22 protein-coding genes are annotated in these 20,572 nt (G+C 64.7%); 16 read left to right on the forward strand and 6 right to left on the reverse strand.

What is annotated here, in order from left to right:
- Positions 1-88: 88 nt before the first annotated feature.
- Positions 89-814: an amino acid ABC transporter ATP-binding protein gene (locus AC1DOQ_RS09680; RefSeq protein WP_477362585.1), complete on the forward strand. Its 726-nt coding sequence runs from the start codon at positions 89-91 to the stop codon at positions 812-814.
- Here the strand turns inward: AC1DOQ_RS09680 and AC1DOQ_RS09685 are convergent, their stop codons facing one another.
- Positions 815-1,705, reverse strand: coding sequence for a LysR family transcriptional regulator (locus tag AC1DOQ_RS09685; RefSeq protein WP_477362587.1), 891 nt, complete (start codon positions 1,703-1,705; stop codon positions 815-817). It abuts the gene before it with no gap.
- Positions 1,706-1,800: 95 nt separating this feature from the next.
- Between AC1DOQ_RS09685 and AC1DOQ_RS09690 the strand changes: the two genes are divergently transcribed.
- Positions 1,801-2,826 (forward strand): YeiH family protein, encoded by a 1,026-nt coding sequence (locus AC1DOQ_RS09690; RefSeq protein WP_477362589.1) that lies wholly within the window; start codon positions 1,801-1,803, stop codon positions 2,824-2,826.
- A 1-nt stretch (position 2,827) separates the two neighbouring features.
- Here AC1DOQ_RS09690 and AC1DOQ_RS09695 read toward each other — a convergent pair whose 3' ends face one another.
- The 3 genes from AC1DOQ_RS09695 to AC1DOQ_RS09705 all read right to left on the reverse strand — a co-directional run bounded on the left by AC1DOQ_RS09695 (position 2,828) and on the right by AC1DOQ_RS09705 (position 5,358).
- Positions 2,828-4,087: a cytochrome-c peroxidase gene (locus tag AC1DOQ_RS09695; RefSeq protein ID WP_477362591.1), complete on the reverse strand. Its 1,260-nt coding sequence runs from the start codon at positions 4,085-4,087 to the stop codon at positions 2,828-2,830.
- Positions 4,088-4,095: 8 nt separating this feature from the next.
- The gene (locus AC1DOQ_RS09700) at positions 4,096-4,545 is read right to left on the reverse strand and encodes a FixH family protein (protein ID WP_477362593.1); all 450 of its coding nucleotides are present in this window, start codon (positions 4,543-4,545) and stop codon (positions 4,096-4,098) included.
- A gap of 72 nt (positions 4,546-4,617) precedes the next feature.
- Positions 4,618-5,358 (reverse strand): sulfite exporter TauE/SafE family protein, encoded by a 741-nt coding sequence (locus tag AC1DOQ_RS09705; RefSeq protein ID WP_477362595.1) that lies wholly within the window; start codon positions 5,356-5,358, stop codon positions 4,618-4,620.
- A 162-nt stretch (positions 5,359-5,520) separates the two neighbouring features.
- Between AC1DOQ_RS09705 and pyrC the strand changes: the two genes are divergently transcribed.
- The 7 genes from pyrC to AC1DOQ_RS09740 all read left to right on the forward strand — a co-directional run bounded on the left by pyrC (position 5,521) and on the right by AC1DOQ_RS09740 (position 10,286).
- Positions 5,521-6,570, forward strand: coding sequence for a dihydroorotase (gene pyrC, locus AC1DOQ_RS09710; protein ID WP_477362597.1), 1,050 nt, complete (start codon positions 5,521-5,523; stop codon positions 6,568-6,570).
- 6 nt (positions 6,571-6,576) lie between these two features.
- The gene (locus tag AC1DOQ_RS09715; RefSeq protein WP_477362599.1) at positions 6,577-7,398 is read left to right on the forward strand and encodes a DUF3025 domain-containing protein; all 822 of its coding nucleotides are present in this window, start codon (positions 6,577-6,579) and stop codon (positions 7,396-7,398) included.
- 8 nt (positions 7,399-7,406) lie between these two features.
- Entirely contained in the window at positions 7,407-8,405 is a 999-nt protein-coding gene (locus AC1DOQ_RS09720) for a Gfo/Idh/MocA family protein (RefSeq protein WP_477362601.1), read from the forward strand.
- A gap of 18 nt (positions 8,406-8,423) precedes the next feature.
- On the forward strand, positions 8,424-8,798 hold the full coding sequence (locus AC1DOQ_RS09725) for a 50S ribosome-binding protein YggL (RefSeq protein WP_477362603.1): 375 nt from the start codon (positions 8,424-8,426) through the stop codon (positions 8,796-8,798).
- Between the two features lie 141 nt (positions 8,799-8,939).
- Positions 8,940-9,284, forward strand: a complete 345-nt coding sequence (locus AC1DOQ_RS09730; RefSeq protein WP_477362605.1) for a hypothetical protein — start codon at positions 8,940-8,942, stop codon at positions 9,282-9,284.
- 87 nt (positions 9,285-9,371) lie between these two features.
- A complete protein-coding gene (locus tag AC1DOQ_RS09735) occupies positions 9,372-9,764 on the forward strand; it encodes a hypothetical protein (RefSeq protein ID WP_477362607.1) in 393 nt (130 codons plus the stop codon).
- 180 nt (positions 9,765-9,944) lie between these two features.
- Positions 9,945-10,286: a hypothetical protein gene (locus AC1DOQ_RS09740; RefSeq protein ID WP_477362609.1), complete on the forward strand. Its 342-nt coding sequence runs from the start codon at positions 9,945-9,947 to the stop codon at positions 10,284-10,286.
- Positions 10,287-10,290: 4 nt separating this feature from the next.
- Here the strand turns inward: AC1DOQ_RS09740 and AC1DOQ_RS09745 are convergent, their stop codons facing one another.
- On the reverse strand, positions 10,291-11,034 hold the full coding sequence (locus AC1DOQ_RS09745; RefSeq protein ID WP_477362611.1) for a lysostaphin resistance A-like protein: 744 nt from the start codon (positions 11,032-11,034) through the stop codon (positions 10,291-10,293).
- A gap of 153 nt (positions 11,035-11,187) precedes the next feature.
- Here AC1DOQ_RS09745 and AC1DOQ_RS09750 point away from each other — a divergent pair, with 153 nt between their 5' ends.
- Positions 11,188-11,493, forward strand: a complete 306-nt coding sequence (locus AC1DOQ_RS09750; protein WP_477362613.1) for a hypothetical protein — start codon at positions 11,188-11,190, stop codon at positions 11,491-11,493.
- A gap of 4 nt (positions 11,494-11,497) precedes the next feature.
- On the opposite strand, the gene recG is transcribed toward AC1DOQ_RS09750, so the two are convergent.
- A complete protein-coding gene (gene recG / locus AC1DOQ_RS09755; RefSeq protein ID WP_477362615.1) occupies positions 11,498-13,582 on the reverse strand; it encodes an ATP-dependent DNA helicase RecG in 2,085 nt (694 codons plus the stop codon).
- A gap of 87 nt (positions 13,583-13,669) precedes the next feature.
- Here recG and queA point away from each other — a divergent pair, with 87 nt between their 5' ends.
- The 6 genes from queA to secF all read left to right on the forward strand — a co-directional run bounded on the left by queA (position 13,670) and on the right by secF (position 20,396).
- Positions 13,670-14,704 (forward strand): tRNA preQ1(34) S-adenosylmethionine ribosyltransferase-isomerase QueA, encoded by a 1,035-nt coding sequence (queA, locus tag AC1DOQ_RS09760; RefSeq protein ID WP_477363000.1) that lies wholly within the window; start codon positions 13,670-13,672, stop codon positions 14,702-14,704.
- Positions 14,701-15,729 (forward strand): hypothetical protein, encoded by a 1,029-nt coding sequence (locus AC1DOQ_RS09765; protein WP_477362617.1) that lies wholly within the window; start codon positions 14,701-14,703, stop codon positions 15,727-15,729. Before queA ends, AC1DOQ_RS09765 begins: the two co-directional genes overlap by 4 nt.
- Positions 15,729-16,868 (forward strand): tRNA guanosine(34) transglycosylase Tgt, encoded by a 1,140-nt coding sequence (gene tgt / locus AC1DOQ_RS09770; protein WP_477362619.1) that lies wholly within the window; start codon positions 15,729-15,731, stop codon positions 16,866-16,868. The genes AC1DOQ_RS09765 and tgt overlap by 1 nt, the downstream gene beginning before the upstream one ends.
- A gap of 210 nt (positions 16,869-17,078) precedes the next feature.
- On the forward strand, positions 17,079-17,414 hold the full coding sequence (gene yajC, locus AC1DOQ_RS09775) for a preprotein translocase subunit YajC (protein WP_477362621.1): 336 nt from the start codon (positions 17,079-17,081) through the stop codon (positions 17,412-17,414).
- Between the two features lie 51 nt (positions 17,415-17,465).
- Positions 17,466-19,358 carry a protein translocase subunit SecD gene (secD, locus tag AC1DOQ_RS09780; protein ID WP_477362623.1) on the forward strand — a complete coding sequence of 631 codons (1,893 nt, stop codon included), beginning with the start codon at positions 17,466-17,468 and terminating at the stop codon, positions 19,356-19,358.
- 15 nt (positions 19,359-19,373) lie between these two features.
- Complete coding sequence (secF, locus tag AC1DOQ_RS09785; protein WP_442123954.1) at positions 19,374-20,396, forward strand: protein translocase subunit SecF; 1,023 nt, start codon at positions 19,374-19,376, stop codon at positions 20,394-20,396.
- The last annotated feature ends 176 nt before the right edge of the window (positions 20,397-20,572 follow it).

Consider the following 20,572-nt stretch of genomic DNA (forward strand, 5'->3'; position numbering starts at 1 on the left):
TTCTGGCACGGTACTGACAATCTTGGCAAGTTCCGCAGTATCCTAGGGGCCGATGGTGCTGTCAAGCACGCCCAACGCACACAACTATATGATTGAAATAGACAATGTCAGCAAGTGGTACGGCAGCTTCCAGGTCCTCGGCGATTGCAGCACGCGGGTGGCGCGCGGCGACGTGGTGGTGGTCTGCGGCCCCTCGGGTTCCGGCAAATCGACCCTGATCAAGACCGTCAACGGCCTCGAGCCCTTCCAGCAGGGCAGCATCCACGTCGACGGCACCTCGGTCGGCGATCCCGCCACCCGGCTGCCGGCGCTGCGCGCGCGGATCGGCATGGTGTTCCAGAACTTCGAGCTGTTCCCCCACCTGTCGGTGCGCGACAACCTGAACCTGGCCCAGATGAAGGTGCTGAAGCGTTCGCGCGAGGAAGCGACCGCCAACGGCCTGAAATACCTGGAGCGGGTCGGCCTGCTGGCGCACCAGGACAAGTTCCCCAGCCAGCTCTCGGGCGGCCAGCAGCAGCGCGTGGCGATCGCGCGCGCGCTGGCGATGGATCCGGTGGCGATGCTGTTCGACGAGCCGACTTCCGCCCTCGATCCGGAGATGGTGGGCGAGGTGCTGGACGTGATGACGGGCCTGGCCCAGGACGGCATGACCATGATGGTGGTGACCCACGAAATGGGATTCGCGCGCCGGGTGGCCGACCGCATCCTGTTCATGGACCACGGCCGCATCGTCGAGGAAAGCGCGAAGGACGATTTCTTCGACTCCCCGAAGTCGGAGCGGGCGCGCGAATTCCTCGCGCGGATCATCCACTGACTAGAGCGCGCCGGCGCCGCGGCACAGCGCCAGCAGCGCCTCGATGCCCTCGGTGCGGTACTTCTGCCGGTGCAGCACGATGTGCAGCGGCCGCACCAGGCGCAGGAAGGGCGTTTCCACCAGCGCCAGGCTGCCGCGTTCGACCTCGCCGGCCAGGGTGGTCGAGGACAGGCAGGAGATCCCGATCCCGCTTTCCACCGCCCGCTTGATCGCCTCGGTGCCGCCCAGCTCCATCGCCAGCGCGATCTCGCCCAGCTGGCCGGTGAGCAGCTGCTCGACCACCTCGCGGGTGCCCGAGCCGCGCTCGCGCAGGATCCAGCGCGCACGCCGCAAGGCCTCGATGCTGGCGCCGCCCGGCCGGGCCAGCGGATCGTCCGGGCGCACGCACACCGCCAGCTGGTCTTCGCGCCAGGCGATGGATTCGATGTCCGCATGCAGGCAGGGCCCTTCGACGAAGCCGATGTCGATCTCGAAGCGCAGCAGCGCGTCCAGCACCTGCTGGGTATTGCCGACGTCCAGCCGCAGCTGGCTGCCAGGCCGCGCCGCCTGGAATTGTCCGATCAGGCGCGGCAGCAGGTAGTTGCCGATGGTGGAGCTGGCGCCCAGGCGCAGGTTCACCGCCCGTCCGCCTTCATGGAACAGCTGCTCCATCTCCGCCGCCCGCTCGACCATCTCGACCGCCTTCGGATACAGCACGCGGCCGTCGCCGTTCAGCGCGAGGCGCTTGCCGACCCGGTCGAACAGCCGGGTGCCGAGCTGGCGTTCGAAATCGGCCAGGGCCATGCTGGCCGCCGACTGGGTCAGGCCGATCGCGGCGGCGGCCTGGGTCACGCTGCCTTTGCGGGCGGTGGCGACGAAGACTTCGAACTGCCTGAGGGTCGTGTGGAGCATTGCTTATCAGTTATGCTGATTAATCATATCAATATAACTTGTTTTTCTTATGTATGGGAAATGTTTAACCTGCATGGGTACAACAGGAGAAACCCATGCTTCACCCATCCCGCCCTTGTCTTCCCTACGTCCGCGGCCTCGCGCTGGCGGCGCTGATTGCCGCGTTGGCGATGTGGGGCGCCGGGCTGCCGGTATTCCAGCGCCTCGGCCTCAGCGCGCTGACCCTGGCCATCGTCGCCGGCATCGTGCTCGGCAACACGGTCTTCCCGCGCATCGCGCCCTTCAGCCAGGAGGGCGTCGACTTCGCCCGCAACCGCCTGCTGCGCCTGGGGATCGTGCTGTACGGCTTTCGCATCACCTTCCAGCAGATCGGCCACATCGGCTGGGCAGGCGTGCTGATCGACGCGCTGGTGATCGTCGCCACCTTCACCCTGGCCGTGCAATTGGGCACCCGGGCGTTCGGGCTGGACCGCCAGACCGCGATGCTGATCGGCGCCGGCAGCGCGATCTGCGGCGCCGCCGCCGTGATGGCGGCCGAGCCGGTGGTGCGCGGCCAGGCGCACAAGGTGTCGGTGGCGGTGGCGACCGTCGTCGTGTTCGGCACCCTGTCGATGTTCGTGTATCCGCTGCTGTATCCCTGGCTGCAGCTGTCCGAGACCGCCTATGGCCTGTATGCCGGTTCGACCATCCACGAGGTGGCCCAGGTGGTGGTGGCCGGACGCGCCGTCAGCGAAGCCGCGGCCTCGAGCGCCGTGATCGAGAAGATGCTGCGGGTGATGATGCTGGCGCCCTTCCTGGTCGTACTCGGCAGCCGCCTCGGCGCCGAAGAAGGCAGCGACGCTGGCGCCGGACGCCGCATCACGATCCCCTGGTTCGCGCTGGTGTTCGTCGGCGCCAGCGGCCTGAATTCGCTGCAATTGCTGCCGGCCGGCCTGGTCGACGCCATCCTGCAGCTCGACACCGTGCTGCTGGCGATGGCGATGGCGGCCCTTGGCCTGCGCACCCACGTCGGCGCGATCCGCCAGGCGGGCGTCAAGCCGATCCTGCTGGCCAGCGTGTTGTTCCTGTTCCTGGTCGTGGGCGGCTACCTGATCAACCGCCTCGTGGCGCTGATCGCCTGATTCAGCGGCGGCCTTCGACGACGGGACTGGACAGGGTTCCCAGGAAGGCTGCCAGGTCGCGCACTTCGCTGTCGCTCAGGCGCAGCGGTTTCAGTTCGCTGTGCCCGGCGGCGGCGGCCGGCGCGCGGCGGTAATGCTCGACCACCTCGCCCAGCGAGGCCAGCTGGCCCGCGTGCATGTACGGCGCCCGCGCTGCCGCATTGCGCAGGCCGGGCACCTTGAAGGCGCCGTCCAGCGCGTGGTCGTCGGCGGACAGGAAGCGCAGCTCCTCGCACTGTTCCGGCTTGGCGTCGCTATAGGGGCCGAGGCAGTTGAATTCGTCCTTCAGGAGTTGCGCCAGCGCCGGGCCGCGGCCGAAGTCCGGCTTGCCCGGCGTGCGCGGGGCGATGCCGGTGTTGTGGAACTGCTGGTCGCTGAACAGCGGGCCGTTGTGGCAGGTCACGCATTGCGCCTTGCCGATGAACAGGCGCAGGCCGTTCTTTTCCTGTGCACTCAGGCGCTGGGATGCTGCCGGATCGGCGCGCAGCACGTCCTCGCGCAGTAAATCTTCGATATAGCCATCGAGCCGCGACTCGCCATAGTGCAGGGTCTTCTCGTAGGCGGCGATCGCCTTGCCGAGGTTGGCGAACACGCGCGACACCGCGCGCCGGTCGTCCTCGCTCATCGCGGCCCAGGCGGCGCGCTGCGCCGGCGTGCCCAGCGGACCGCCTTCTTGCGGCAGCCGGCCCAGGTCCGGCATGGGACCGAACAGCGCTTCGTACTGGGCGCGGTAGTGGGCGCGCACCAGGTGGGCATAGGCCAGGCGGGTGCCGCCGTGCTCAAGCTGGTCTTCGAGCGGACCGAGGGCCTGCGACCACAGGCTGTCCTTGCGGCCGTCCCAGAAAGTGAAGGGCGCATGGCCGGCTTCGGCCAGCGGCATCGTGCGGCGCCGGCCGGTGCCGACGCCTTGTCCCAGCGGCCGGCCATCCTGGAACTGCCTGTCCGGCTGGTGGCAGCTGGCGCAGGACACCGCGCCGTTGCGGCTGAAGCGGGTGTCGGCGAACACCTGCTTCCCGAGCCGCACGGCGTCCGCCCTGGCCTCGACCGCATTCGAGGGGTCTGGCGCCGGCGGCGCCAGTTGGCTCAGCCTGAGCGTGGACAGGATCTGCAGTTCGCCGTCGCTCCAGCCATCGCGGCCGGCCGAGGTGAATCCGGCCAGCGCGGCGCCCGTGGCGAGCAGGGCGGCCAGCGCCAGCAGGAGCTTGCGGAAAGGCGCTTTCACGGCAGGCCTCAGCGCGTCGCCAGCCGCCCGCCGCGGCCGTCGACGATGGTGTTGAAGGTGACGGTGTCGCTGCCCGCCGCGCCGTCGATCTTCAGCTTGATCTCCCACCAGCCGGTCATGCTGAACTTCATGCCTTCCATCAGGTAGCGGCCGGCGCCGAGCTGGCGGGTGACGCGCGGCCGCGTCGGCAGGCCGTGGCCGTGCTGGGGCATGCCGCCGTCGACCGCGATGTTCAGGCCGTCGACGGGCTGGCCGGACGGCGAGCTGACGTCGACTTCCCAGGCGTGGATGCGGTTCAGGTCGGCCGGGCCGTCGACCGGACGGATGTCGACCACGTAGCGCTGCCTGGCGGTGGTCCGGTGCGTGGACAGGTCCAGGTCGCTTGGCGGCGACATGCAGCCCGCCAGGAAGGACAGCGACAGGAAGGCCAGCAGCGGCAGGATTTTCTTGGTAACCATGATGTGCTTTCAAAAGTGAGGTGGATAGGAGCACTCACTTTCAAGCTTCCAATTATTGGAAGGTCAAGCACTTCATTCAATATTTTTTATGATGAGGCTGATGCCGCCGATGACCAGCACTCCCCAGATCGCCTGCACCACGCGCGCCGCCGGCAGCCGGCTGTGCAGGTGGTTGCCGAGCCACAGCCCGCCCATCGCGAACGGGAACAGGAGTGCCGCCAGTACCAGCAGCGCATGGTTGCGATACAGCCCGGCGCTCGAGAACAGGGCCAGGCGCGCCAAACCGCTGAAGAAGATCACGCCGCTGATGGTGGCGCGCAGCACCAGTTTGTCGCGCAGGCGGCGCGTCAGGTAGATCGTGTAGAAGGGGCCGCCGGTGCCGAACATGGCGGTGAACATGCCGCCCACCACGCCGAAGGGCAGGACCCAGGCGGCGCCGAGCGGCTTGGGCGGATGCCGCAGCAGCAGGCTCCAGGCCGAATAGCAGAGGATGAAGGCGCCCAGCACCACCAGCAGCACGCGCTCCGGCGCCCGCACCAGCGCGAACACGCCCAGGCCCATCCCGGCCAGCATGAAGGGAATCAGGCGCAGCACTTCGCGGCGCTCGATCGTCTTCAGGTTCTTCAGGCCCAGCAGCAGGCCGGCACTCAGGTCGAACACCAGCATCAGCGGTACCGCCATGCGCAGCGGGATCAGTTGCACCAGCAGCGGCATCGCCGTGACCGAGGAGCCGAAGCCGGTCAGGCCGAACACGGTGTAGGCGAAGACGATGATGAGCGCCAGCGGCGCGACCGTGCCGAAATCGAGATCCATGCCGATAGTCGAATACGAAGTTGCTAAATCAGATATCCAAATTTTATCTTCTTCTATCGATTTAGTTCTTTTAGGAAACGTATCGTGCGCATCCACGTAGCGGCGCGTGCCCGTTGGGGTGGCTGCTAGTAAAATGTCGGGGTTCGCAATCCGAGAGCCGCCATGTCCATCATCGAATCCCCCGACACCATCACCCTCATCCGCCCCGACGACTGGCACCTGCACCTACGCGACGGCGCGCATATGGCCAGCGTGCTGCCGCACACCGCGCGCCAGTTCGCCCGCGCGATCGTCATGCCGAACCTGAAGCCGCCGGTCACCACCGCTGCCGACGCAGCCGCCTACCGCGACCGCATCCTGGCCGCGCTGCCGGAAAGCATGCAGTTCGAGCCGCTGATGACCCTGTACCTGACCGACAACACGGACCCGGACGAGATCCGCCGCGCCCAGGACACCGGCTTCATCCACGCCGTCAAGCTCTACCCGGCCGGCGCCACCACCAATTCGGCGGCCGGCGTGACCGACCTGCGCAAGTGCTACAAGACCCTCGAGGTGATGCAGGAAGTCGACATGCCGCTGCTGGTGCACGGCGAAGTGACCAACCATGACATCGACCTGTTCGACCGCGAAGCCGTGTTCATCGAACGCGTGATGCGCCCGCTGCGCCGCGACTTCCCGGAACTGAAGATCGTGTTCGAGCACATCACCACGCGCGACGCCGCCCAGTACGTGGCCGAGGCCGAAGGCCCGATCGCGGCCACCATCACGGCCCATCACCTGCTGTACAACCGCAACGAGATCTTCAAGGGCGGCATCAACCCGCACTACTACTGCCTGCCGGTGCTCAAGCGCGAAGAACACCGCCTGGCGCTGGTGACGGCCGCCACCAGCGGCGACGAGCGCTTCTTCCTCGGCACCGACTCGGCCCCGCACGCCGTGCACGCCAAGGAAAGCGCCTGCGGCTGCGCCGGCTGCTATACCGCCCTGCACGCGATGGAGCTGTACGCCACCGCCTTCGAACAGGCCGGCGCACTCGACAAGCTGGAGGCTTTCGCCAGCCTGAACGGCCCGAACTTCTACGGCCTGCCGGTCAACGAGGGCAGCATCACCCTCAAGCGCGAAGCCTGGACCATCCCGCCGAGCGTGCCGATGGGCGAAACCCAGCTGGTGCCGCTCGACGCCGGCCAGCAGCTCCACTGGAAGATGCTGTAAGCAGGAATGTTCGAGGAGATCGAGCAGATCGAGTGGGCGCACCCCTGGTATGACGCGGTGCGCCCCGCCTTCGACAGCCTGGAGCCGGCCGCGGGTCCGGCCGATCGTTTCATCGACCGCTTCAATGCGAATGCGGCCCGCCTCCAGCTGCAGAACCACCGCGGCCAGCCTGTGCGCTTCGTGCCACAGGCCGCGCTGCCGCCCGACACCGCCTACGAAGAATTCATTGGCGCCACCGGCTGCGTGCCGACGCGCGAGAACCTGCACGACTTCTTCAACGGCCTGGTGTGGCAGACCTTCCCGCTCATCAAGCGCGAGCTGAACGCGCTGCAGGCGGCCCAGATCGCCGCCGCCGGCATCAAGCAGTCGCGCGGACCGGCGCGCGATGCCGCCACCATCTTCGACGAGAACGCCGCCCTGCTGGTGGCGCGTGACACCGGCGACGGCCGCGCCCTGGTCGACGGCCTGCGCGCCCACCAGTGGCACGACACCCTGTACCTGCGGCGCGCCGCGTTCGAGCGCGATGCCGAGGTCTGGCTGTTCGGCCACGCCCTGATGGAAAAGCTGGTGGCGCCACGCAAGGCGATCACGGCGCACACGCGGGTGCTGTTCGCGCCCGACGCCTGGTTCGGCCTGGCCTGGGAGGACCGGCGCGCCTGGATCGACATGCAGGTAGCCGGCCAGCTGTGCACCGAGGGCCTTGCCACGTCCGGCTTCACGCCGCTGCCGGTGCTGGGCGTACCCGGCTGGTGGCCGCAGCAGGACGCGGCGTTTTATCTCGACCAGACCGTATTCCGGCCCAAGCGGCCGGCCAAAGAGCTGACTTAGGAGGAAACATGACTGATGTGGTCCGCTGGGGCATTCTCGGTACCGGGAAGATCGCCAAGGCCTTCGCCAACGCGCTGAAGGATACGCCGGGGGCGGTGCTCGCCGGCGTCGGCTCGCGCAGCCTGCCGGGCGCGCAAGGCTTCGCCGACGAATTCGGCGGCACTGCCTATGGCTCCTACGAGGAGCTGGCGCAGGCGCCTGACGTCGACCTGATCTACGTGGGCACGCCGCATCCCGCCCACGTCGACAACGTGCGCATGGCCCTGAACGCCGGCAAGGGCGTGCTGTGCGAGAAGCCCTTCACCATGAACCGCGCCGAGGCCGAAGAACTGGTGGCGCTGGCGCGTTCGAAAAACCTGTTCCTGATGGAGGCGATGTGGACCCGCTTCATGCCGGCGCTGGCGGAAGTGCGGCGCGTGGTCGACTCCGGCGAGATCGGCAAGGTGACGCAGGTGATCGCCGACCTCGGCTTCAAGGCCGACTTCGGCCATGAACACCGCGTGTTCAATCCGGTGCTGGGCGGCGGCGCGCTGCTCGACCTCGGCATCTATCCGCTGTCGATTGCGGTGGCGCTGCTGGGGCCCGTGGCATCGGTCGCGGCCCAGGCCGAACTGGGTCCCACCGGCGTCGACGAACAGACCGGCTTCGTGCTGCGCCACCGCGACGGCGGCATGTCGATGTGCAGCTGCTCGCTGCGCGCGCGCCTGCCGAGCGAGCTGACGATCGCCGGCGAACGCGGCCACGTGCGCATGAACACCATGTTCCACCGCGCCCAGACGGTGACGGTGGTACGTGCCGACGGCATCGCGCGCACCGTGCCCACGCCTTTTATCGGCAACGGCTATGTGCACGAGGCGATCGAGGCCCAGCGCTGCTGGCAGGCCGGCCTGATCGAGAGCCCCGGCATGACGCATGAAGACACGCTGGCCCTGATGGGCGTAATGGACGAAGTGCGGCGCCAGATCGGCGTGCACTACGCGGCCGACGACAGCGCCGCCAAGGAATAACCAACAAGGAGAAAAACCATGAAACGCGATCCCCGTACCACCAGCCGCATGCGGCGCCTGAATGCCCGCCAGCGCAAGAAGGCGCGCGTCGGCGAATTCAAGGAGCACTGCTTCGACATCGAACTCGTGTTCCACAGCCCGATGCGCGGCGAGCCTTACCACGACTTCATCAACGATTTCTTCGGCTTCCTGGAACAGCGCGGCCTGCTGGGCGGCGGCTTCGGCGGCAAGGAGCCGTTCAGCGAGACCGAAGGCGTGATCGCCAACATCGAGCGCGGTTCGCCCGGCGAGGAAGACCGCGAGGCAGTGGTGCAGTGGCTGCGCGCCCGTCCGGAAGTCGTCGACGCCCGCGCCAGGGACTTCAAGGATGCCTGGCACGGCTACGGCTTCTGATTGCCGCCGATTGTAAGCATTTGTCAGCGCGGTAAGGCTTTGTAAGGAGCGTCAACAGGACAGTGAGGGTCCTCGTTTTAGGGACAAGTGACACGCAAACGACGTGCACTACGAACCCGATAACCCTGAGGACCCTTCATCATGAAAAAGACCATCGCTACCCTGATCGCCGGCCTGTTCGCTACCGCAGCATTCGCAGCACAGACTCCTGCCACCACGACGCCGGCGGCTACCACCCCGGCAGTGGCGAAGGCGGACGTGAAAGAGACCAAGACCGCAGCCAAGGCCGACGTCAAGGCAGAAGTCAAGGAAGCCAAGGCCGATGCCAAGGAAGCCAAGGAAGTCGCCGCCAAGGCCGAGCACAAGGCTGTCCACAAGACCGCCCACAAGACCGCTCACAAGACCAAGAAAGCTGCGCACAAGGACACCACCGTCGCCGCAGCGACCCCGGAAGCTACCGCCACCCCGGCACCGGCTACCAAGTAATCCCTGATTCCGTTTTACGCCCGGCGGCCGATGGCGGCTGCCGCGCGGCTTCCCTGACTACACGAGACAAAACCTGAGGATCGCACCATGAAAAAGACCATCGCTACCCTGATCGCCGGCCTGTTCGCTACCGCAGCATTCGCAGCACAAACTCCTGCCACCACGACCCCGGCGGCTGCCACCCCGGCAGTGGCGAAGGCCGAAGCCAAGCAGGAAAAGCAGGCTGCGAAGGCTGAAGTCAAAGAGACCAAGGCTGCGGCCAAGGCAGACGTCAAGGAAGTCAAGGCCGATGCCAAGGTCGATGCCAAGGCCGAAGTGAAGGAAGCCAAGGCCGACGCCAAGGAAACCAAGGAAGCCGCCAAGGCGGACGTGAAGGTCGCCAAGGCAGAGCACAAGGCCGCCAAGGTCCATCACAAGGCTGCCGCCAAGGCCGAAGCGCACAAGGACACCACTGTTGCTGCCGCTACGCCGGCCAAGTAAGCCTGCCCTTTGTATGTCGTTCCCGGCATTGCCGGGAACGACTTCCCGCTTTCGCGGGAATGGCGTTTACGGGCAGCCGGCGTGACATGCATATCCGGATTTGTTTGACATCGCGAACGGAAGCAATCGATACTTTTCGCTATCCGTTTCCCCGGTGTCCGACAAACGAAAGGAAGCCCCATGCGCCGCCATGCCATCCTGCTCGCCGCCTGCCTGTGCGCAGCCCAGCCCAGCTTCGCGGACCCGGTGCCGGTGCCCGCCGACAAATCCGCCTACGTGGGCGAATGGATCGGCGAGAAGATGCGGCTGAAGATCCAGCAGAACGGCCAGGTCGAATACAAGCGCGACCGGCCGGGCAGGAACGTGGATCTCCACGTCGACCTGCAGGGCTTCAACGGCGACAATTTCGACGTCGGCGTCAGCCTGGTCCGCTCCACCTTCGTGGTCAGCAAGCCGCCGCACCGCGAGGGCGGCAAGTGGAAGATGACGGTGGACGGCGTCGAGCTGACCAAGGTCGATTGAACCCTCAGGCCGCGGCCGGCGCCGACGCCGCCCGGCGCGCGCCGAAGACCACCCAGGCCGCCAGCGCCAGCTCGATCACGTTGGCGGCGCGCTCCACCAGGAATTGCGTCGACCCGGCGGCGTCCTGCACCTTCGAATACATCATGCACAGGTTCAGCGCCATGTGCAGCACCATGCAGAGCCACAGGCTGCCGCTGCGGTAGCGCACGGCGGTGAACATCATGCCGGCGATCGAGGTCACCAGCATCTGCCAGCAGGCGGTCTTCCAGTCGGTGCCCATGAAGCCGTGGATCAGGTGCATGGCGCCGAACAGCAGGCCGTTCAGCACGATGGCGCGCCATACCGGCAGCGACAGCAGCAGCGCGAAGATCACGCCGCGGAACAGCAGTTCCTCGCCGAAGGCGTTGAACAACTGGATCGTGAAGTCGGAGAGGATCTTGCCGCCGTCGGCGCTGCGCAGGCCCCAGGGCAGGAACAGCACGGCGGTCGACAGGCTGGCCAGGAATACCGGTTCCGGACGGATGCGGCCCAGGCCGAGCGCCAGCCGCTTCCACAGCCCGAAGGCATGGGCCAGCACCAGCGGATAGACGATGGTCGAGGCGAAGGCGAGCAGCTTGACCTTGCCGTAGGCTTCGGGCGGAGCCAGGCTGAAGCCGAACTTGAGGATCAGGATCGTCAGCAGGAACTGGCCGACGGCGCAGGCGATGGCGAAGGGAACCGGGGTCTCGTTGTGATAAGTGGTTTGCATGGCGCGTCTCATTGTTGTTGTATTGACGTGCGCACTGTAGGGGATGACGGGAGGGCGGGCGATCCGTTTGCGACAGACGGCAGAAATCGCGGAACAGGCCGTCTTTACAACAGGTGTACATTAGGGCCTACGACAACGTGGAGGAGCATCGAGATGAAAAAACCCATCGCCACCCTGATCGCCGGCCTGTTCGCCACCGCCGCATTCGCCCAGACCACGCCTGCCCCGGCGCCGGGCCAGACCACCACGCCGGATTCGAGCACCTCGCCGGAGGTCGCCAAGGCCGCCGCCGCGCACGATAAAAAAGCCACCAGGGATGCCAGGTCCGAGGCCGGGCAAAAGAAGGACGCTGCGAAGCATGCCGCCGGCAAGGGAAAAGGCAAGAGCAAGCCGACCCGGGCCAAGATCAAGGTCCCGCCCGACAACGGCCATACGAGCAAGGAAGACCCGACCGCCTAGGCTGTTAGACCTTGAGGAACTCTTCCCGTCCGCCCAGCCAGCGCAGCAGGTGGGCGTCGACGACCGCTTCCGCTTCCGGACGGTCGGAGCCCAGCAGCCAGGCGGCGACGTCGCGCGCCTGCTCGACGATCCACTGGTCGGTCTCCAGGTTGGCGAAGCGCAGCATGGCTTCGCCGGACTGGCGCGCGCCGAGGAATTCGCCGGGGCCGCGGATCTCGAGGTCGCGGCGGGCGATCTCGAAGCCGTCGGTGGTCTCGCGCATCGTCATCAGGCGCTGCTTGGCCACCTGGCCGAGCGGGCTCTGATACAGCAGCAGGCACACGCTGGCCGCCGAACCGCGGCCCACGCGTCCGCGCAGCTGGTGCAGCTGCGAGAGGCCGAAGCGCTCGGCGTGCTCGATCACCATCAGCGAGGCGTTCGGCACGTCGACCCCGACCTCGATCACGGTGGTGGCCACCAGCACGTGCACCTCGCCTCTTGAAAAGGCATCCATGATGACCTGCTTTTCCGCCGGCTTCATGCGGCCGTGGACCAGGCCGACCACCAGGTCGGGCAGGGACGCGGCCAGGGTCTCGAAGGTGTCGGTGGCGGTCTGCAGCTGCAGCGCTTCCGACTCTTCGATCAGCGGACAGACCCAGTAGACCTGGCGGCCTTCCAGCGCGGCGGCGTGCACGCGCTCGATCACCTCGTCGCGGCGGTTCTGGTCGATCGCGCGGGTGACGATCGGCGTGCGGCCCGGCGGCAGTTCGTCGATCACGGACACTTCCAGGTCGGCGTAATAGGTCATCGCCAGGGTGCGCGGGATCGGCGTGGCCGACATCATCAACTGGTGCGGCACCAGGCCGTCGCTGCCCTTGTTGCGCAGGGTAAGGCGCTGGCCGACGCCGAAGCGGTGCTGCTCGTCGACCAGCACCAGGCCCAGCTTCGCGAACTGCACCGTATCCTGAATTAATGCGTGGGTGCCGATCACCAGGTTGGCTTCGCCCGATTCCGCCATCTCGCTGGCGATCTGCTTTTCCTTCTTTTTCAGGCTGCCGGTCAGCCAGGCGACCTTCACGCCCAGCGGTTCCATCCAGGCCGCGATCTTGCGGAAGTGCTGCTCGGCCAGGATCTCGGTCGGCGCCATCAGGGCCGCCTGGTAACCGCTGTCGATGGCCTGGGCGGCCGCCAGCGCGGCCACCACGGTCTTGCCGCTGCCGACGTCGCCCTGCAACAGGCGCTGCATCGGGTAGCCTTCGCGCAGGTCCTTGCTGATCTCCTGCACCACGCGCTGCTGCGCGTTGGTTAACTTGAACGGCAGGGCCTCCAGGAAGGCCCCGGACAGCGCGCCGACGCTGGTGAGTTGCGGCGCGCCCTTTTCGCGGCGTGCCTGCTGGGCGCGTTTCAATGACAGCTGCTGGGCCAGCAGTTCGTCGAACTTCACCCGGGTCCAGGCCGGGTGGGTCTTTTCGATCAGCGCGTTCTCGTCGACGTCCGGCGGCGGATAGTGCAGCAGGCGCACCGCCGGCTGGAACTCGGCCAGCGACAGCTTTTCGCGCACCGCGCGCGGCACGGTGTCGGTCCAGTCGACCCGCTTCATGGCATCGGAAATCGCGCGCCGCAGCACGGTCTGCGACAGGCCTTCGCCGGACGGGTAGACCGGGGTCAGGGAGGTCGGCAGGGGCGCGCCCTCGTTGACGACTTTATAAACCGGGTGGACCATCTCGGCGCCGAAGAAGCCGTGGCGCACCTCGCCGCGCGCCCGCACGCGGGTGCCTTCGGCCAGCTGCTGGACCTGGCTGCCGTAGAAATTCATGAAGCGCAGCTGGATGTCCGCGGTCTCGTCGGCGATCGATACCAGCAGCTGCTTGCGCGGTTTATACGTGATTTCGTTTTTGCTGACGATGCCTTCGACCTGCGAGACGTGGCCGCCGCGCAGGCAGGCCTCGCGGATCGGCACGATCTCGGTTTCGTCCTCGTAGCGCATCGGCAGATGCAGCACCAGGTCCATGTCGGTGCGCAGGCCGAGCTTGGCGAGTTTGCTCTCGATGGTCTTCTGAACCGGCGTTGTCGTGGGCTTGGCTGCGGCTTTGTCTTTGGTTGCGGGCATAAAGGCTGGTGTAAAATAGAGGGTTCGCCGCATACGCTTGAGCTTATATTGTAAGGCTCCTGGCACCGTTTTCCCATCATGAGCAGAATCTACTCCCTCTCCGATTTCGATTTCGTCCTGCCGGACGAGCGCATTGCCCAGGTGCCGCTGCCGGATCGCAGCGCTTCGCGCCTGCTGCAGCTCGACGGCGACCGCATCACCGACCGCCATTTCGCCGACATCGTCGACCAGCTTGCCGCTGGCGACGTGCTGGTGATGAACAATACCCGCGTGCTGAAGGCGCGCTTCTTCGGCCAGAAGGAATCCGGCGGCCAGGTCGAGGTGCTGGTCGAGCGCGTGCTCGACAACCGCACCGTGCTGGCCCAGGTCCGCGCGTCCAAGTCGCCCAAGCCGGGCAACCGCATCCGCCTGGCCGACGCCTTCGACGTCACCACCGGCGCGCGCGAAGGCGAATTCTTCACCTTGCATTTTCCAGAAGAAGCGGGCGACGTGTTCGAGCTGATCGAGGCCCACGGCCGCCTGCCGCTGCCGCCCTATATCGCCCACGACGCCGACGAGTTCGACGAGCAGCGTTACCAGACCGTCTATTCGAAGGAGCCGGGCGCCGTCGCCGCGCCGACCGCCGGTCTGCACTTCGACCAGCCGCTGCTGGACAAGCTGGCCGCGAAAGGCGTCACCATCGCCTACGTCACCCTGCACGTGGGCGCCGGCACCTTCCAGCCGGTGCGGGTCGAGAACCTGGCCGAGCACAATATGCACAGCGAGTGGTACACGATCTCGCAGGAGACGGTCGATGCGGTACGCGCCGCCCAGGCCGCAGGCCGCGACGTGGTAGCGGTCGGCACGACCTCGCTGCGCGCGCTGGAGTCGGCTTCCCAGGCCGGCAGCCTGCAGGCCGGCAGCGGCGACACCCGCCTGTTCATCACCCCGGGTTACCAGTTCAAGACGGTGACCCGCCTGATCACGAACTTCCACCTGCCCAAGTCGACCCTGATGATGCTGGTCTCGGCCTTTGCCGGCTACGACGAGATCCGCAAGGCCTATGCGCACGCGATCGCCAGCGAATACCGCTTCTTCAGCTATGGCGATGCGATGCTGCTAACCCGAAAGGCTATGCAGTGATTTCTGTTCCGACGACGCTAGTTCTTGGCGCAGGCGCGAGCATGCCTTATGGATTTCCATCCGGGGCCAAATTGAGGGAGCAATTATGTAACCCGCAATTTATGCTCGCCTTGCAGAAGAATGGCTCGTTCGACGACCGTGAGATTAGCATTTTCTGCGAAGCATTTCTGAAGTCTAGTATGGCTTCTATTGATGCATTTTTGGCTCGCCGAGGCGATCAAAGAGTAATGGAGGGCGGTGCGACATTTGCAGAAATCGGTAAGGCTGGTATCGCAATTTCGTTAATTAGCTGCGAGAATATTCACAATCTCTATAATTTTGATAACCCTGATAATTGGTATCACTATTTGTGGCAATTAATTGGGGATTCACTCGAAGATATCGGGAAAAATAAGCTATCGATTGTCACATTTAACTATGACCGCTCGTTAGAGATGTTTCTTTTGTTGGCGATCAGGCACGCTTTTGGAGTAACTGAAGAGGTTGCAGCAGAGCATCTGAGAAAAATACCAATTATCCACGTGTATGGGAAGATTGGGGAGTTAGCATGCTTCGGCCATGAAGCTGATCGGTGCAGGTCTTATGTTGCTTACCCGAGTGCAAAAGACATAAAAATTGCTGCTGAGGGAATTCGTGTTATTGCCGAGCATAGAGATGATAGTCCGGAGTTTGGTCAGGCGCATAAGGCGCTTATATCTGCTGACAGAATATGTTTTTTAGGCTTTGGTTTTGATGCAACAAACGTCAAACGCTTGAATATTTTTGAAATCCTAAAAAAACGCTTTATTGATTCTGGTTTTTATCATCCAAATGTTTATTCTACGACGATTGGAATGCTTCGATCAGAGCGCGAGCGGGTTCTCAGATTGCTTACTGCAAGTGGCGCAGGGTTTGCTCCGACGATAATTGGACTTCACCGGTATGACTCGCTTAAGGCTAGGATTCAAGCGAACTTGACTGAGGCTGCAGATCAGAAAAATACGAATTATTTGCGCCACACTGGCGTTCTAAATGGATTTGAATAATGCTGGAATTTACCCTTCTCAAAAAAGATACGAGCGGCCTGTCGCATGCGCGCCGCGGCCGCCTGAAACTCAACCACGGCACCATCGAGACCCCGATCTTCATGCCGGTCGGGACCTACGGTTCGGTCAAGGCGATGGACCCGCTTGAACTGAAGGAAGTGGGCTCGCAGATCATCCTCGGTAACACCTTCCACCTGTGGCTGCGCCCGGGCACCGAAGTCATGGACAAGTTCGGCGGCCTGCACGCCTTCATGGGCTGGGACAAGCCGATCCTGACCGACTCCGGCGGCTTCCAGGTGTTCTCGCTGGGCGCGATGCGCAAGATCACGGAAGAGGGCGTGAAGTTCGCCTCGCCGATCGACGGTTCGCGCCAGTTCCTGTCGCCGGAAATCTCGATGCAGATCCAGCGCTCGCTGAATTCGGACATCGTGATGCAGTTCGACGAATGCACCCCGTACGAGATCGACGGCCGTCCGGCCACCGCCGAGGAAGCAGCCAAGTCGATGCGCATGTCGCTGCGCTGGGCCCAGCGCTCGATGAACGAGTTCAAGCGCGGCGAGAACCCGAACGCGCTGTTCGGCATCGTCCAGGGCGGTATGTACGAGCGCCTGCGCGACGAATCGCTGGCGGCCCTGGAAGACATCAACTTCCCGGGCCTGGCGATCGGCGGCCTGTCGGTGGGCGAGCCGAAGGAAGACATGATGCGCATCCTCGAGCACGTCGGCCCGCGCCTGCCCGAGAACAAGCCGCACTACCTGATGGGTGTCGGTACGCCGGAAGACCTGGTGGCCGGCGTGGCCAACGGCGTCGACATGTTCGACTGCGTGATGCCGACCCGGAACGCGCGCAATGGCTGGCTGTTCACCCGTTTCGGCGACCTCAAGATCAAGAACGCGCGTTACAAGGATGACACGGCGCCGCTGGACGAGAGCTGCACCTGCTACTGCTGCAAGAACTTCTCGCGCGCCTACCTGCACCACCTGCACCGCTCGAAAGAGATCCTGGGCGCGCGCCTGAACACCATCCACAACCTGCACTACTACCTGAACCTGATGCAGGAGATCCGTGACGCGATCGATGCGGACAAGTTCCACGAGTTCCGCCTGCAATTCAATAGCGACCGCGCTCGCGGCGTGTAATTCATGCGACGTGGGCACGGGGTGCCCACCCTACAGGTAGCGCAATTGGTAGGGTGGGCACACCGTGCCCACGCACGTCAGCATTAATTTTCAAACAACGTCTTGCAATCAGGCACCCAGCTCCCACATGGCCGGAAACTGGCTGTTGACAGTTTGCGGGTGCTAGAATACAGCGCTTGTTTTTTCACATTCTTATAAATCGGAGTCCTTGTGTTCATTTCCAACGCTTATGCGCAAACCGCCGCCGGCGCCGCCGACCCTGGCATCATGGGCAGCCTCACGACGTTCGCGCCGATCATCATCATGTTCGTGGTCATGTACTTCATCATGATCCGTCCGCAGCAGAAGCGCCAGAAAGAACTGAAGTCGATGATGGATGCGCTGGCCAAGGGCGACGAAGTGATCACCATCGGTGGCGTGCTGGGCCGTGTGTCCAAGGTCACCGAAGGCTATGTCACCATCGAGGTGGCTGCCGGTACCGAAATCGTGGTGCAGAAGAACGCCGTCACCACCCTGCTGCCGAAGGGCACCCTGAAGGCCCTGTAACCAGCCTTGCGGCTTCGGCCGCACGCGCTCAATTCTGAACGCTGGAACATCATGAATCGCTATCCCCTCTGGAAGTACATACTGATCCTCGTGGCGGTGCTGCTGGGCCTCCTGTACACGGCGCCGAACTATTTCGTCGATTCGCCGGCGCTGCAGGTCACCACCTCGAAGGCGACGGTCAAGATCAACAGCGACACCGTGGCCCAGGTGACCGCGGCGCTCAAGCGCGACGGCATTCCGCCGGAAGCCGTGAGCCTCGAAGGTTCGGGTGACACGACCGCCGTGCGGTCGCGCTTCGCGTCCACCGATGCCCAGTTCAAGGCCAAGACCGCCCTCGAGCGCGACCTGAACCGCGACCCGACCGATCCGGACTACATCGTCACCGTCAACCTGGCGAAGAACACCCCGATGTGGATGCAGAAGCTGGGCGCGCAGGCGATGAACCTGGGCCTGGACCTGCGCGGCGGCGTGCACTTCCTGCTGCAGGTGAATTCCAAGGCGGTCCAGGAAAGCCGCATCAAGAACCTGCAAACGACCATCCGCGGCCAGCTGCGCGACAAGAACGTGCGCCACGCCGGCATCGACCGCATCGGCAACCGCATCGAAGTCCGCTTCCGGGACACCGACACCCGTACCCAGGCGCGCAACGTGCTGGCCCAGGATCCGGACCTGACCTTCGCCGATACCACCGACGGTACCGACCTGAAGCTGGTCGTGACCCTGAAGCCGGAAGCGCTGCAGCGTGCCGTGGAGGAGGGCGTGAAGCAGAACATCTCGACCCTGGGCAAGCGTATCAATGAACTCGGCACCACCGAGCCGGTGATCCAGCAGCAGGGCCGCGACCGCATCGTGGTGCAGCTGCCGGGCGTGCAGGACGTGGCCCATGCGAAAGACATCATCGGCCGCACCGCGACCCTGGAATTCCGCACCGTCGACGATACCGTCACCCCGGGCACCGAGCTGAGCGCCGCGGTTCCGCTGAATTCGGAACTGTTCACCACCGGTCCGGGCGCACCGGCCGTGGTGTCGAAGGACGTGTTCCTGGGCGGTGAATCGATCACCAGCGCGACGGCCAGCTTCGACCAGCAGAACCAGCAGCCGGTCGTCAGCATCAGCCTGAACGCCGAAGGCGGCCGCAAGATGCGCCAGATGACCCGCGAGCGCGTCGGCAAGCGCATGGCCGTGCTGCTGCTGGAAAAAGGCAAGTACACCGTGCTGTCGAACGCGACCATCCAGGGCGAATTCGGCGCCTCGTTCCAGATCACCGGCATGCCGTCGGCGGAGAAGGCGGCTGAGCTGGCCCTGCTGCTGCGCTCCGGCGCGCTGTCGGCACCGATGGAATTCGTCGAGGAACGCGTGGTCGGCCCGCAGCTGGGCGCCGAAAACATCACCAAGGGCCTGCACTCGACCGTGTGGGGCTTCGTGGCGATCGCGATCTTCATGATCATCTACTACCAGCTGTTCGGCTTCTTCAGCGTGGTGGCGCTGGCCTGCAACCTGCTGTTCCTGCTGAGCCTACTGTCGATGCTGCAAGTCACGCTGACCCTGCCGGGCATCGCCGCAATCGCGCTGGCGCTGGGTATGGCAATCGACGCCAACGTGCTGATCAACGAGCGCATCCGCGAGGAACTGCGTGCCGGTAACACGCCGCAGGCGGCGATCTCGGCCGGCTTCAGCCACGCCTGGGCGACCATCCTGGACTCGAACGTGACCACCCTGATCGTCGGCGTGGCCCTGCTGGTGTTCGGTTCGGGCGCGGTGCGCGGCTTCGCGGTCGTGCACTGCCTGGGCATCCTGACCTCGATGTTCTCGGCCGTGTTCCTGTCGCGCGGCGTCGTGAACCTGTGGTACGGACGCAAGAAGAAGCTGAGCAAGATCGCCATCGGTACCGTCTGGGAACCGGGCATCACGGCAGCGGGCGCCAAGTCCGCGGCCAAGAAATAAGCAGCGAGGAAAGCCATGGAATTTTTCAAGATTAAACGGGACATCCCGTTCATGCGCCACGCGTTGATCTTCAACGTGATTTCGGCGCTGACCTTCGTTGCCGCGGTGTTCTTCCTGGTGACCCGGCCCCTGCACTACTCGGTCGAGTTCACCGGCGGCACCACCATGGAGCTGCGCTACCCGCACGCGGCGGACCAGGAAAAGATCCGCCACACGCTGGAAAAGATCGGTTATGAGCAGCCCGAGGTGACCAGCTTCGGCACGGCCCAGGACATCATGATGCGCCTGCCGATCCGCAAGGACCTGCCGGGTGCGACCGCCTCGACCACCGTGTTCAACGCCGTTTGCGCGGCCGAGAACGGTACGCCGAAGCAGGTCCAGGAGACCACCGAGAAGGGCGAGAACATTACCCGTACCAGCTGCTTCACCGCGGAGGGCAAGGAAGCCGTGCACCTGCAGCGCGTCGAATTCGTCGGCCCCTCGGTCGGCGACGAACTGGCGCAGAACGGCCTGAACGCGCTGATCATGGTGGTGATCGGCGTGGTGATCTACCTGGCCGTGCGCTTCGAGTGGAAATTCGCGGTGGCGGCGATCGTCGCCAACCTGCACGACGTCGTGATCATCCTGGGCTTCTTCGCCTTCTTCCAGTGGGAATTCTCGCTGACCGTGCTGGCCGCGGTGCTGGCGGTGCTGGGCTACTCCGTCAACGAATCGGTCGTGATCTTCGACCGGATCCGCGAGACCTTCCGCAAGCAGCGCAAGATGAGCGTGACCGAGGTCATCGACCACGCGATCACCAGCACCATCTCGCGTACCATCATCACCCACGGTTGTACCGAGATGATGGTGCTGTCGATGCTGTTCTTCGGCGGCCAAGCCCTGCATTACTTCGCCGTGGCGCTGACGATCGGTATCCTGTTCGGTATCTATTCGTCCGTGTTCGTGGCGGCGGCGATCGCCATGTGGCTGGGCGTCAAGCGCGAAGACCTGATCAAGCCGATCAAGGAACGCGACGAGACCGACGGCGCTGTCGTGTAATCGTCGTCAATACGGAAAAAGCCGCCCGGGCCCTGGCCTCGGCGGCTTTTTGTTTATTTCGTACGATTTCTTCAGGTGTGTGAAACAACGCACAGAGTGTCATCTTACGGCGGCCTTAAGATGGACTCGTCTCTTTCAGGACATCCCTAGTTTTGGACTTCACCCGCTCCGCTGGA

The organism is Massilia sp. 01N417, from assembly GCF_056399645.1.

Bases quoted from the DNA above. Each gene is read 5' to 3' on its own strand.
- AC1DOQ_RS09680 (WP_477362585.1), top strand. From the start codon at position 89: ATGATTGAAATAGACAATGTCAGCAAGTGGTACGGCAGCTTCCAGGTC.
- AC1DOQ_RS09720 (WP_477362601.1), top strand. From the start codon at position 7,407: ATGACTGATGTGGTCCGCTGGGGCATTCTCGGTACCGGGAAGATCGCC.
- pyrC (WP_477362597.1), top strand. From the start codon at position 5,521: ATGTCCATCATCGAATCCCCCGACACCATCACCCTCATCCGCCCCGAC.
- secF (WP_442123954.1), top strand. From the start codon at position 19,374: ATGGAATTTTTCAAGATTAAACGGGACATCCCGTTCATGCGCCACGCG.
- AC1DOQ_RS09715 (WP_477362599.1), top strand. From the start codon at position 6,577: ATGTTCGAGGAGATCGAGCAGATCGAGTGGGCGCACCCCTGGTATGAC.
- tgt (WP_477362619.1), top strand. From the start codon at position 15,729: ATGCTGGAATTTACCCTTCTCAAAAAAGATACGAGCGGCCTGTCGCAT.
- AC1DOQ_RS09685 (WP_477362587.1), bottom strand. From the start codon at position 1,705: ATGCTCCACACGACCCTCAGGCAGTTCGAAGTCTTCGTCGCCACCGCC.
- AC1DOQ_RS09700 (WP_477362593.1), bottom strand. From the start codon at position 4,545: ATGGTTACCAAGAAAATCCTGCCGCTGCTGGCCTTCCTGTCGCTGTCC.
- AC1DOQ_RS09735 (WP_477362607.1), top strand. From the start codon at position 9,372: ATGAAAAAGACCATCGCTACCCTGATCGCCGGCCTGTTCGCTACCGCA.
- AC1DOQ_RS09745 (WP_477362611.1), bottom strand. From the start codon at position 11,034: ATGCAAACCACTTATCACAACGAGACCCCGGTTCCCTTCGCCATCGCC.
- AC1DOQ_RS09750 (WP_477362613.1), top strand. From the start codon at position 11,188: ATGAAAAAACCCATCGCCACCCTGATCGCCGGCCTGTTCGCCACCGCC.
- AC1DOQ_RS09705 (WP_477362595.1), bottom strand. From the start codon at position 5,358: ATGGATCTCGATTTCGGCACGGTCGCGCCGCTGGCGCTCATCATCGTC.
- AC1DOQ_RS09730 (WP_477362605.1), top strand. From the start codon at position 8,940: ATGAAAAAGACCATCGCTACCCTGATCGCCGGCCTGTTCGCTACCGCA.
- AC1DOQ_RS09725 (WP_477362603.1), top strand. From the start codon at position 8,424: ATGAAACGCGATCCCCGTACCACCAGCCGCATGCGGCGCCTGAATGCC.
- secD (WP_477362623.1), top strand. From the start codon at position 17,466: ATGAATCGCTATCCCCTCTGGAAGTACATACTGATCCTCGTGGCGGTG.
- AC1DOQ_RS09690 (WP_477362589.1), top strand. From the start codon at position 1,801: ATGCTTCACCCATCCCGCCCTTGTCTTCCCTACGTCCGCGGCCTCGCG.
- AC1DOQ_RS09740 (WP_477362609.1), top strand. From the start codon at position 9,945: ATGCGCCGCCATGCCATCCTGCTCGCCGCCTGCCTGTGCGCAGCCCAG.
- recG (WP_477362615.1), bottom strand. From the start codon at position 13,582: ATGCCCGCAACCAAAGACAAAGCCGCAGCCAAGCCCACGACAACGCCG.